Source organism: Streptomyces sp. NBC_01571 (assembly GCF_026339875.1).
In the GTDB taxonomy this organism is placed as follows: domain Bacteria; phylum Actinomycetota; class Actinomycetes; order Streptomycetales; family Streptomycetaceae; genus Streptomyces.
The window spans coordinates 8,635,130-8,647,609 of record NZ_JAPEPZ010000001.1 but is presented as its reverse complement, the minus strand read 5'-3'; the positions used below and the strand labels follow the sequence as shown (position 1 = coordinate 8,647,609).

7 protein-coding genes, 1 tRNA gene and 1 pseudogene are annotated in these 12,480 nt (G+C 69.8%); 5 read left to right on the top strand and 4 right to left on the bottom strand.

What is annotated here, in order from left to right; all coding sequences use genetic code 11:
• Nucleotides 1-3,961 precede the first annotated feature (3,961 nt).
• The 3 genes and pseudogenes from tpg to OHB41_RS38760 form a co-directional block, all read right to left on the bottom strand.
• A pseudogene (gene tpg / locus OHB41_RS38770) lies at nucleotides 3,962-4,363 on the bottom strand (telomere-protecting terminal protein Tpg); the annotation flags it as partial.
• 16 nt (nucleotides 4,364-4,379) lie between these two features.
• A complete protein-coding gene (locus OHB41_RS38765; RefSeq protein WP_266697308.1) occupies nucleotides 4,380-6,089 on the bottom strand; it encodes an IS1182 family transposase in 1,710 nt (569 codons plus the stop codon).
• Between the two features lie 134 nt (nucleotides 6,090-6,223).
• Nucleotides 6,224-7,933, bottom strand: coding sequence for an IS1182 family transposase (locus OHB41_RS38760; RefSeq protein ID WP_266704094.1), 1,710 nt, complete (start codon nucleotides 7,931-7,933; stop codon nucleotides 6,224-6,226).
• A gap of 589 nt (nucleotides 7,934-8,522) precedes the next feature.
• Here OHB41_RS38760 and OHB41_RS38755 point away from each other — a divergent pair.
• The 5 genes from OHB41_RS38755 to OHB41_RS38735 all read left to right on the top strand — a co-directional run bounded on the left by OHB41_RS38755 (nucleotide 8,523) and on the right by OHB41_RS38735 (nucleotide 11,935).
• The gene (locus OHB41_RS38755; protein WP_266704092.1) at nucleotides 8,523-9,050 is read left to right on the top strand and encodes a hypothetical protein; all 528 of its coding nucleotides are present in this window, start codon (nucleotides 8,523-8,525) and stop codon (nucleotides 9,048-9,050) included.
• Between the two features lie 208 nt (nucleotides 9,051-9,258).
• Complete coding sequence (locus OHB41_RS38750) at nucleotides 9,259-9,756, top strand: single-stranded DNA-binding protein (RefSeq protein ID WP_266704090.1); 498 nt, start codon at nucleotides 9,259-9,261, stop codon at nucleotides 9,754-9,756.
• Complete coding sequence (locus OHB41_RS38745) at nucleotides 9,756-9,986, top strand: hypothetical protein (protein WP_266704088.1); 231 nt, start codon at nucleotides 9,756-9,758, stop codon at nucleotides 9,984-9,986. Before OHB41_RS38750 ends, OHB41_RS38745 begins: the two co-directional genes overlap by 1 nt.
• A 366-nt stretch (nucleotides 9,987-10,352) precedes the next feature.
• Nucleotides 10,353-10,435, top strand: a tRNA-Leu gene (locus OHB41_RS38740).
• A 258-nt stretch (nucleotides 10,436-10,693) separates the two neighbouring features.
• Nucleotides 10,694-11,935 carry an endonuclease domain-containing protein gene (locus tag OHB41_RS38735; protein ID WP_323138431.1) on the top strand — a complete coding sequence of 414 codons (1,242 nt, stop codon included), beginning with the start codon at nucleotides 10,694-10,696 and terminating at the stop codon, nucleotides 11,933-11,935.
• A 77-nt stretch (nucleotides 11,936-12,012) separates the two neighbouring features.
• Here OHB41_RS38735 and OHB41_RS38730 read toward each other — a convergent pair whose 3' ends face one another.
• A complete protein-coding gene (locus OHB41_RS38730) occupies nucleotides 12,013-12,450 on the bottom strand; it encodes a hypothetical protein (RefSeq protein ID WP_266704084.1) in 438 nt (145 codons plus the stop codon).
• Nucleotides 12,451-12,480: the final 30 nt, after the last annotated feature.

Sequence of the window (12,480 nt, the reverse complement as noted above, 5' to 3'; positions counted from 1 at the left end):
CCGCCGCCCCCGCGGGCGAGGACCGCAGCACCGCCATCCCCCCCGACGGCACCTACATCACCCTCACCGACGCGAGCGACACCGGCCGGGAACACAACGCCACGGACAACGCCGCCACCACCAGCGGTGCAGACATCCCCATCGGCACATGGCTGTTCCAGGCCCGCCATCAGGGACTGACAGGACTGACGGACCACGAGATCACCCAACTGCAGGCCGCCGGCCTGCATATCGGGGAAACCGACACCAAAACCAGGCGTACACGTCTGTACTGGGACCACCCCGGAACAACAACCCCCACCCACACAACCAGCCCCCGCCATACAGGCACCAGCCACCAACCCGACACACACCAGCACCCCACCCACCCCACCACAACCACAACACCCGCACCCCCCAGCCGGAAAAGGCCACGGCCAGCAGACGACGCACAGACAGGTGAACAGCCACCCGGCTCAAATCACGGACGCCGCCCGAAACGCGGGAAAGGGGGCCCGCAGCCGAGCCCCCGCGACAGCGCGGCGGCAGGCTCCCGCCAGACCGCCCCACAGGGCGACCCCACCACCACCACCGCTGCTGCCGCTGCCGCCGCTGCTGTTGCCGGGCAGGACAGGCCGGCCCCGCCCGCCCCACACGCCCAGCCCGCACCCGGCCTGCCGGCCACACGGCCAGAGACCGGCACCTCCACCCGGCCCGCACCACCCATGAACACGGACACGCCGGCCCCGCCCACGGACCCCAGCACCTCACACCACCCGGGCCCGCCGATCACAGACAGCAGCTGGCCGGCGAGCGGCGTGGGCGATGCGCCGGCGGGACCGGGTGTGGAGAGGCCGGGGAGTGCCGTGCCCGCCGGAATGTTCGATCCCCTCGCGCTGGGTGATCTCTTCCTGCCCGGCGAGCCGCCGACGGCGGCAGCCGCGGCCGGCCCGCTGGCCTGGCTGGACGAGCTGGACGGGCCGGACTGGCTGGACTGGCGGGGACACACCGGTGAGTCGTTCCTGCCAGGGACGGCGGAAACCGGCGGGGCGGCCCCACATGCCGACCGTGTCGGGCCGGACCGGCCGGAGGACACCGGACCGGCTGCATCCACCGCAACCGGCGTCGTGCCGATGACGGATGAGCCGGTCCAAGATCTACCCGACGGACAATGGTGGAACCCGGCCGAGCAGGAACGGCAGCAGCGGTCGATATGGGCGATGGCGAGAGTCGACTCGTCGGTACAGCAAGCGGCGCACGAGCGCGGATGGACGGTGTGGCAGGTACCACCGGACGGTGACTGCTTCTTCCACGCCCTGATCGCGGCCGGGCAGGCAGCAGGCCACACCCACCTGCCCGAAAACGTGACGGTGATCCGCGCCCAGCTCGCCGCTGAGGTGGACCGGGTCCACGACACCCTGCTCCGGACGCGGGCCCTTCCACCACAGCAGCAGGACGACCAGGAACCCTGGTGGCTGACCGTCCAGCCGACCATCATCAACACCCAGGCCCGGGAAGCGGCCCTGGCCATCCTCCGCCCCGACCCCGACCCCGGTCAGGACACCGACACCGGCTGGCCCCGGCCCAGCATCGAGGAGATCGAGCAGAACCAGTCCTTCCAGAACCTGGTCCACTCCTTCACCGCCCAACGGGCGGACGGAGCGCTGCCGGAAGACTGGCAGAACATCGCCGAACAGTTCCGCACACCCGGCCACTGGAACAACGTCTCCGGCGACATCGCCCCGGTGATCGCCGCCCACCTCTACAACATCCGACTCCACACCCTCCAGATCGAACCCCACGGCACCACCTGGCCCCTCACCTTCGGCCCCACCCACGGCCAACCACTCCACCTGATACGCCACGCCGACCACTGGATGCCCGCCCTCCCCACCCCCACCACCCCACAACCAGCCCCCACACAACCCCACCCCACCACCGGCCCCCCACCCCCACCCGACACACCCACCACCACCCACCAACCACCCACACAAGACACACCCCACCAGCACACCACCCACACCACCAACCCCACCACCCCCCACCAGCAACCAAAATCGAACCAGCCCCGGGGCCGGGGCCGGCAGGCCGAGGAAACCCAACAAGACAGCATGGAGCACCGCAAAACCTACATTAAGTGGACGGATGAACTGATCCTGGCCGCCATCGACGCGTGGCGCGACAGCCAACACCCCGACGAAGAAAACTGCACCAAAATTCCCTCAAAGGAGGACATGGTGCGCGTCCGTATCCCGAACACCGGCAGGTGCGAACGTGTCCCCATTGGTACGAAAATAAAAAAACTGATAAGTGTGGGTGTGAAATACGCATCTCCCTACCTGATCGAGGGACTGGAAGAGCGCAACATCCACATGGAGGAAGTGGACGGCGTCCACAGGATTGTCCGCCAGGCAGGCCAAACACTTCGACATGCGTGGTCGATCGAACAGTTTGTGGCCGGTCTCCTGCACTGGCGAAGCGAAGACCGCAGCAATACACTCCCCAAACCGCGAAACACGGCGGTTCTTGCCGTTCCTGGCAGCGACACCCCTTCCACCGTCCCCATCGGCAGAATTCTGTATGATATGCTGCGCGGCCAAAGAAAGCTGACGGAGGCCGATATCGCCCTGCTGCGACAGCACGGCATTCACCTGTCGGAACCCGACAATGACGGCCGTCGCAGACTCCTGCAAAACCCTGCACCGACCGCCTCCGGCAGCGGGACCGGGCCTGACCCGGAAGCCCAGCCACGCCACACACACCAGGACGGCACCGACCAGCCCCGGCGCCAGCGCCGGCGCCGGGACCAGCAGGCCGAGGAAACCCAACAAGACGCAGGCCCGCCTCCGCAGCCCGACAAATCCGCCCGACGCCGCCGCGCGCCCACCCCCACCTCGCCCCCACCGGTCCGAAAGCGGCCCCGCCCCACCCCCGCAGGCGACCCTCCCCGCTCCGTCCCGCAAGGCGCCCCCACCCCACAGCCCGCGCAGCAGCCAGCCGCCGAGACCAGCCGCCCCGGCATCACCACACCGGAACAAGAACAGCAACAGGACCCGGCACGCGACGCGGCGACCTGGCCCGGCGAGCACGCCGACGAGCCAGCCGGACAGGACCCCGAAGGCCTCGGCGACAAGCCGGCCGCGCACCCTGCCACAGGCCCGACACACGAGAGCGAGGAGAGCACAACAAGGACGGCCGGCCCACCGCCCGCCGACGGCCCGCCCCCGCCCCCGCACACGGCCACCCGCGCAGCCCCTCCCGCAGGCACGCCCGCAGACACCGGCACCGCAGAGCATCAAGCCATGTCGGTGGAGGACTACATCCTGGACCAGATGAGAGGCCGGCCCCGAACCGCCGAGTAATTGTCAAAACGTGTGGATCAGTTGAGGTGGTTCATGCACGGCAGCTGTAGACAGCTCTGTCGGTGTTCGTCACGGCTTGTCAGCGGTGTGACGGGGGTGGCAGCGGGCGCGAGGTCGGCCGCCTTGATCATGACGTGGACTGACACGACATCAGAACGAGACGGCCGCATCGGTCACGGTGGACCATGAAGGCCACGACCTCGCGTTGGAGGGTTTGCCGGCCTCGGTGGCCGGCTGTTTCGCCCGCTCCGAAACCCGGGAGACGTTCGCGCGGATGGCTCGGGCCATGCTGATGGAGCTCGAGGACGTCAACTGCTGGAGCCTGGCCGAAGCGATCTCGCCGACACCACACCATGATCAGCCCCGCAGCTATCTACAGCTGCCGTGTCGATGAGCGTGACGTGCTCGACCTCCCCTCAGGAACCCGGGAAGCCGCCCTCAACGAGTTGGCCTTCCACGCGTCGGCCCAGCTCCCTGCCGACGCGCCTTTGGGTGCACACGAGGCGCCGGTGCGAACGGCGGCAAACTGCAAGCAGGCACTCGCCCGTCTCCTGCCGCTCCTCGAGACACCCTCGTAGGCCAGAGCAGTGAGCCGGTGGCCGGGACCGGTCGGATGGTTGCTACAGGTCGAAGTCGAGCTGTTCGACGTCGGTGAACTCCACCATCAGGCCCTGGGCGCGGCGGCCGCCGTCGCGGAAGTACGTCTCCCCGAGGCCTTCGGCGGTGATCGCGCGCAGCTCGTTCTCGCCTGCGCCGGCAGCCTGGGCGTCGAAGAGGCGGGCGGCCCAGGCGGGTGGCAGGGCGAGGGTGAGGTGGCGGATCCGGGCGTCGTCGGTGGTGCCGGGGGCTGCGGTGAACCCGAACCGGGCCCGGGTGTCGATGACGATGCCCGTAGTGGTGGCGGCCTGTCGGCGGGCCTGCTCGCGGACGCGGGGCTGCCAGCGGGCGCGGACGGCGTCCGCCAGGCGCCCGGCGAGCTCCGGGCGGGGCCGGCGGATCTGGTCTTTGACGTAACGCTCGACCCTGTTGCCCATTCGGTTACGCGGCGAGGCTGAGTTCGAGTCGGGCGAGGTGGCTGGTGTGGCGGCGGTCGAGTGGCCTGCCGTTCCACCAGGCGTTCAGGCGGATAAGGTTGAGGGCGACGGCGCTGTGGACGTGCTCGAGGTGGGTCTTGGCCAGGCCGCGGTAGCGGGCCCGGCGGCTGTCGGTGACGGCGATCGCTTGTCGCATGGTGCCCTCGACACCGGCGCGTAGGGCGTATGCGTCCTGCCAGTCCCGGTCGGCCTGTTCGGCGCGTGCGGTGCGCAGGGCCTCGGTCAGCGGGCGAGGGTTCAAGGTGAGCTGCCGGAAGCCCCGGCGGCTGGTGGTGCATAACTCGCGGACCGGGCAGGGGCCGCAGGTCGGCTTGGTGAAGGCGACCACGATCATCGGGTGGCCGTGCTGGGTGCACGGGCTCCAGGAGGAGCTGGTCTGTCCCTGGGGGCATGTGACCTGCTGGTACTTCCAGTCGATGGTGAACGCGTCGGCCTGGAAGCTCTGGGCGGCGCGGGTCTGGCGGGACTGGTCGAGCAGAACCGGGGTGATCAGCGTGATGCCGTAGGTCTTGCGGGACTTCACGATCAGTTCGGCGCTGGGGTAGCCGGAGTCGAGGTAGTGCTCGCCCGGAGGCAGGCCGCGGCGCTGAAGCTGCTGGTGGATGCCGTCCAGGGCCTTGGTGTCGGGGACGGTGGAGGCGGTGGTGGCCACGTTCGTGATCAGGTTCGGGGCGGTGCGCTCCTTCTCGGGCGCATCCGTGCAGCTCTCACTCACATGCAGCTTGAACCCGTTCCAGAAGGTGTCGCGCTTGGCGGACCAGCGGGCGTCGAGGTCGTAGGGGGAAGCGATGCGCAGATGGCCGGGCGGCAGCCCGTCGCCGCCCTCCTCGGTCCTGGTGCGGCGGGCCACCGCCTCGCGTCCGTTCTGCGCGGTGGTGCGGGTGTAGTTCTGCAGCAGCACGGTGCGCAGGGTCTGCACCGCGGGCAGCTCGCGCAGCCAGGGTTCGGAGCGCGGATCGTAGACGGAGCTGAGCAGGGCGAGGCCGTCGCGGGCGTAGGTCAGCGCGAGCTGGTCGCGCTTGGTGGCGGAGGAGGGCATGCGCCAGGTGTCGATGCGGGTGTCGTAGCGACGCGACCAGCCGGGCACGTCCAGCACGCCGGCGACCCAGTGCGGGGCCGCCACCGTCAACGCCTCCACTGCCGCGCGTACCGACTCACCCGCCAGCTCCAGGCGGTTCAGGTCCCGCACCGCGGAGACGATACGGGTGGAGTCGGTGCGCTGCTTGCCCCCGGCCCCGACCAGACCCTGCGCTTTCAGACGGGTCAGCAGCAGGTCCAGGACCTTCTCCTCCAGACCGTGCTCAACTACCCGAGTGCGGAACTGGGACAGCACGGTGAAGTCGAAGCCGGTGTCTTCCAGCCCCAGCCCCAACGCGTAGGCCCACGAGAGCCGGTCACGCACCGCCTCAGCGGCCTGGCGGTCCGTCAAGTTCTCCGCCATCTGGAACACCGTCACCAACGCCAGGCGCCCCGGAGACCAACCCGCCGGCCCCGTCTTGCCGAATGCAGCCGCGAACTCCTCGTCCGGGAACAGTTCCCCGAGCCGGTCGCGCACCGCCACCGGCAACGGCACCGCGCGTCCGTAGTTCTTCGCCCGGACCGCCCGCGTCACCACGGGATCCGGCTCCGGCCACGACCGCGGCTCCAACGACACGACCACTCCCACCCCGCGACCGGGGATCAGGAAGGAACCGGCCGCAGCACCAACCGTGCCAGCACAATCAAGCCGCTGTCAGCCCACAACCCGAATGGGCAACAGGGTCACGCTCGACCCTGTTGCCCATTCGGTTACGCGGCGAGGCTGAGTTCGAGTCGGGCGAGGTGGCTGGTGTGGCGGCGGTCGAGTGGCCTGCCGTTCCACCAGGCGTTCAGGCGGATAAGGTTGAGGGCGACGGCGCTGTGGACGTGCTCGAGGTGGGTCTTGGCCAGGCCGCGGTAGCGGGCCCGGCGGCTGTCGGTTACGGCGATCGCTTGTCGCATGGTGCCCTCGACACCGGCGCGTAGGGCGTATGCGTCCTGCCAGTCCCGGTCGGCCTGTTCGGCGCGTGCGGTGCGCAGGGCCTCGGTCAGCGGGCGAGGGTTCAAGGTGAGCTGCCGGAAGCCCCGGCGGCTGGTGGTGCATAACTCGCGGACCGGGCAGGGGCCGCAGGTCGGCTTGGTGAAGGCGACCACGATCATCGGGTGGCCGTGCTGGGTGCACGGGCTCCAGGAGGAGCTGGTCTGTCCCTGGGGGCATGTGACCTGCTGGTACTTCCAGTCGATGGTGAACGCGTCGGCCTGGAAGCCCTGGGCGGCGCGGGCCTGGCGGGACTGGTCGAGCAGAACCGGGGTGATCAGCGTGATGCCGTAGGTCTTGCGGGACTTCACGATCAGTTCGGCGCTGGGGTAGCCGGAGTCGAGGTAGTGCTCGCCCGGAGGCAGGCCGCGGCGCTGAAGCTGCTGGTGGATGCCGTCCAGGGCCTTGGTGTCGGGGACGGTGGAGGCGGTGGTGGCCACGTTCGTGATCAGGTTCGGGGCGGTGCGCTCCTTCTCGGGCGCATCCGTGCAGCTCTCACTCACATGCAGCTTGAACCCGTTCCAGAAGGTGTCGCGCTTGGCGGACCAGCGGGCGTCGAGGTCGTAGGGGGAAGCGATGCGCAGATGGCCGGGCGGCAGCCCGTCACCGCCCTCCTCGGTCCTGGTGCGGCGGGCCACCGCCTCGCGTCCGTTCTGCGCGGTGGTGCGGGTGTAGTTCTGCAGCAGCACGGTGCGCAGGGTCTGCACCGCGGGCAGCTCGCGCAGCCAGGGTTCGGAGCGCGGATCGTAGACGGAGCTGAGCAGGGCGAGGCCGTCGCGGGCGTAGGTCAGCGCGAGCTGGTCGCGCTTGGTGGCGGAGGAGGGCATGCGCCAGGTGTCGATGCGGGTGTCGTAGCGACGCGACCAGCCGGGCACGTCCAGCACGCCGGCGACCCAGTGCGGGGCCGCCACCGTCAACGCCTCCACTGCCGCGCGTACCGACTCACCCGCCAGCTCCAGGCGGTTCAGGTCCCGCACCGCGGAGACGATACGGGTGGAGCCGGTGCGCTGCTTGCCCCCGGCCCCGACCAGACCCTGCGCTTTCAGACGGGTCAGCAGCAGGTCCAGGACCTTCTCCTCCAGACCGTGCTCAACTACCCGAGTGCGGAACTGGGACAGCACGGTGAAGTCGAAGCCGGTGTCTTCCAGCCCCAGCCCCAACGCGTAGGCCCACGAGAGCCGGTCACGCACCGCCTCAGCGGCCTGGCGGTCCGTCAAGTTCTCCGCCATCTGGAACACCGTCACCAACGCCAGGCGCCCCGGAGACCAACCCGCCGGCCCCGTCTTGCCGAATGCAGCCGCGAACTCCTCGTCCGGGAACAGTTCCCCGAGCCGGTCGCGCACCGCCACCGGCAACGGCACCGCGCGTCCGTAGTTCTTCGCCCGGACCGCCCGCGTCACCACGGGATCCGGCTCCGGCCACGACCGCGGCTCCAACGACACGACCACTCCCACCCCGCGACCGGGGATCAGGAAGGAACCGGCCGCAGCACCAACCGTGCCAGCACAATCAAGCCGCTGTCAGCCCACAACCCGAATGGGCAACAGGGTCATGGGACTGTTCAAAGCCCTCTTCGGCCGCCCCGACAAGGACACCCCACCCCGGCCCCCAGCCAGCCCGTAAGGGACGTGTACAGGGTGCGAATAGGCAGCTGTTGAGCAACGCGCCTCGCATATTCCGGCCCCGTGCAACGATGATCCAGGCGCCCCGCTACCCGGGGGTGCCTTCTGCCGTGCGTAGTCGTTTCGCTCCCCGTTGGCGGCTGGGCACGGCGCCCCTGCTGCCCGGGCGATGCGGTGTCCGAACCCCTCGCCGGCCCCCAGGACATAATCACCCTGGCCGTGCGCAGCCCGTCGTCGTCCGCTCTGGAGGGCTGCGCACGGTACCCGGCCAAGGCCTTGTGAGCCGGGCCCCGGGGCAGGGTCCCGTGGCCCGGCTCGCGCGCCGTACGGCGGGAGGTGGTCCGGCGCTGCCGTGTGCAACCTGGTGATCAGGTCCCGCGTTACGGTCCGGATGCGGATAATCCTGGGCATGAACGTCCCACGCGATGCGCGGCTGCGCGTAGCGGTTGTGATGCTGGGCTTGTGCATGGGAGCTCTGGGGGCCGGCGCGGGTTGGCTGCTGAACCCGTGGTGGGGCCCCGGCGCGGGATTCGCCGTGGGTGGGGTCCTGTTCCTGTTGAACGGGAAGGTCTGGTTCGACCTGTGCACCCGGCATGTGGACGAGGTCTTGAACCGGCTCAAGGGCTGCGGTGTGGAAGAGGAAGCGACCGCGTACGTCCTCATGCGTGCGGTCCTCCTGTACGAGGCGGCGGTGTTCACGCACATGCCCGGCGGGGTGAGCCTGCAAGAGCGGGCCAGCCGGCGCACCGTCGCCTACCAGTTCGCCTCCTACGAAAGCCTGCCGCGCCAGGTGAGAGTGGCGGCAGCCGAAGCACTGGAAGCCATTGACGGGAGCGAGGACGTGGACCACGTGCGCGCCGTGGTCCAGACGCTGAGCCGTGAGGTCCGTGCGTGCCGCCCGATGTACATCCATGTGTCCGGCAGCCAGACCTCCTGAAAGGCCAGGCCGTTCATCCAGCCGCCGTGTTCACCGCGTCACAGTCCGCGGACCACGTCGCCGACAACGCGGCAGCGACCGCACCGGATCACTTGGCACCTACCCGTCGTTGCGGGTCGGAGGGCTCGAGGGTTCTCACCATGATGCGATTTTTTCGAGCCTTCTCCTCTGGTCTCTTCCTCAACCGTGTGGGGGTGGTGTCGGTGGTGTGTGGGAGGCTTTGTGGATGCGAAATGATCTTCCGTTGACGGTGATTGGGAACCTTGTGGATGATCCGGAGCTGCGGTTCACCGCTGCGGGGGTTCCGGTGGCGCGGTTCACGGTGGCGTCGACGCCACGGACGTTCGACCGTGATACGAACACGTGGCGTGATGGTGAGGCCACGTTCATGGAGTGCAGTGCGTGGCGTCAGCTGGCGGAGAACCTGGCCGGGTCGGTGTCGAAGGGGGCCCGGGTGGTGGTGGCGGGCCGGCTGCGCACCGACCGGTGGGAGACACCGGAGGGGGAAAAGCGCTCCCGTATGGTGCTGGACGTCGATGATGTGGGCGCGTCGATGACGTTCGCCACGGTCACGATCACCCGGACTTCTCGTCCTGTGCCGGCGCGGGAAACGGCGCCGGACGACCCGTGGGCCACTGCCAGCCCGGTACGGCCAACGACACCCACCGGCGGCGCGGACGCCCCGGCCACGGAAGCCCCGTTCTGATGCCGGCATCCTCCGCGGACATGCCTGCGGACGGCATGCTGGAGGCAGCGGCGGCGGCTGTGACGGCAGCGGAGGAGGCCCTGCAGGCAGCGCGCCGGGACCTCAGGACAGCCGTCGTCGCATCCCGGCAGGCAGGGGAGACGGTCCAGCACATTGCCCGGCGTACCGGACTGGACCCGGTGGTGGTGCGCAACATCCTGGCCGTGCCACCGCCACCAGCCGCCTCCTGACTCCTGAGTGGTCGTCCGGGTGGGCGAGTGCCGGGTCTCACCGAAGCGTTCGTCGGCTCTTCCCGTCACGCCTGCGAACGCATCGAGGTCGACGCCTTGTCCGCGCGCGCCGGTGTCACCCGCGGGGCCCGCGGTGACGTCGCCGTGATCGTGGTCCGCTTATGGGCCGCGCCGCCGGCTGGACGCGGCAGGCACCGACCTCCACCAGGCGGGCAGGGACGGTGAGTTCGTGGGATATCGTTTTGATCGCTTCACAGCACAGTGGTCCGTGTATGGCGTGACGGCGGTACACGGGTCCGCCCTCTGGTCCCGGGCTGAGTCGAGCCCGGGACCGGGGTGCAGCGCAGTGAGTGCTGAAGTGTTCTGGGGAGTGTGGCGGAATTGGCAGACGCGCCGGATTCAAGTCCCGGTGTCCTATGGACGTGAGGGTTCGATTCCCTCCACTCCTACACAAACGACAGAGCCCGGGCCCGGTGGCACGGTAAGCCAGAACTGGCAGCTCCCGTAGCCGGAGAGTCCGGGGAGCGAAACGCGACGGGTTTCCGGCTGACGGGGCCGGGAATCGCTGTGCTTTGCCGGGTGGCTAGCCTGGCGGTATGTCAGAGCGTGTCACCGCGGGCCGCGCGGACGGTTTGATCTCTCTGGGCGCCGCGGATGTCTTGTGGGCCGGTTTGACGGCTGGCAGCGTTGTGCCGACGGTTTCTGCGGTGTTCACCTCCTTTCCCGTGCATGTCCAGGCGGGGTATGTGGTGCTCGGTCGGCGTGTGGTGGCGATGGTGAAGGCCGGCGGCGGCCCGTGGGGCGTTTCGGAGGTGGAGGTGCGCCGGGCTGCGGCGGAGATGAGCGCTGTGGAGATGGACCGCCGGGACCTGGTCCGTATCGGCCCGTTCGGCAGTGCGCTGAAGCCGGAACATGACGAGGGAACGCTGGTGCCGTGGCGCGAGCGCATCTCCCGGGATCTGCAGGAAGCGGGCGGCCCCGGGCGCCCAGGCCAAGGTGGAGACGCCCGGCCGTCCCATCTGGCGGGGATCGACTGGTGGAGGCTGCTCGTGCAACGGCCTCATGGCCGGACGGCACGGTCGTGGTGGCTGCCGCGTGCTGTGGTCAGGCTGCTGGACGCGGCAGCGCACACGGAAACGCAGTGGCTACATGCCAGGCGGGCCCGTCAGGCGGACACGGCCGTGACCGAGTCATCCGACCGCCTGGGGCAGACCCGGTCCGCCGACGGCGGGCAGACGGCGAGCCCCGATGCCCCAGCCGTCCCGCTGCGTCCCTATAACGGGGAACTGCAGGGCCAGCTGTACTCGGTTCTCGGCAAGAAGCCCGGCATGGCGCGGAAAGTAGCCGGGTGGGCGTGCGCGGTCTGCCGCACCGCACCCGCGGCCGTACTGGACCATTGCCATGAACACGGTTATGTCCGTGCCCCGGTCTGCCAGTCCTGCAACACGCACGAGCGCCCCGACCACCTCTATAGCAACGACATCCGCGTGGCCGGCCACTACACGCGCCTCTTCGACACCCAGGCTGCCGACTGGCTCCGGCACTGGCACCGCTGCCCCGGCTGCCGCGCCCGCACCACCCTGCCACTCGCCCACCTCGCCGCGTGGACCGCCCACGTAGCGTGCCGGCCACAGCGCCCGACCCACCGCGATGCCCGCAGCTCCCGCGGACGCAAACCCTGCGGCGCCCTGCGCGTCTCGTGGACGGGCAGTCACCACGCGCCCCATGCCTGCGTCCTCACGGTCGTCGTCGACTTCTGCCCGTCCGGCGAGCACCGTGTCCTGGCGCACGTCTCCTACCGCGAAGCCGCTGAACAGTTCCGTGCCTGGCTGGCCGAGACCGCCCCCTGTGTGGCCGCTGCGGCCGGACCCGACCGCATTGACGACCTCCCCGCCCAGTCCCGGCCCGTTATCGCGGACACCAGCGGTGACGGCCTGGCCTTGTTCTGAAGGAACAGCACCGTCACCCCCGCACCCTCCCAGCGCCAGTCCGTAGCCGACCCGGACGCCCACGACCCCTGGTTTCCTCAGCCCTTGATGGTGTGTCGGGCGGCTGCGGTGCGGACGCGGGCGGCGTCGGCGGGGCGGATGCCCTGGCTGACGGGGTCGATGCCGATGAGTTCACGGTGCAGGCTGCGGATCCGCAGCGCCAGATCGAGCCGGAGGCGGCGACGTTTCTCACGGACCTCAGCGACAGTACGGGCGTGGACACCCAGGCGCTGGGCGAGTGCGGCGGCGGGCCATCCGGCACGGGCCAGGTCGGCCAGCAGCCGCGACGATACCGAGGCGCTGGTCAGGCCCGGGGCGCCAGGTTCGCGGCGCGCAGGGAGCGGGATGCCGAGGACTGCGTCAGCGGTCGTGCGAGCGATGTCCCGCTTCGCCTGGCCTTGCTCCGGGACGCGGAGGATACGGCGGATGAGGGTCACGGACAGGCCGGCCCGGTCGGCGATGTCCTGCGCGGACATGCCCCGCTCACGCAGCCGAACCGCCCACCG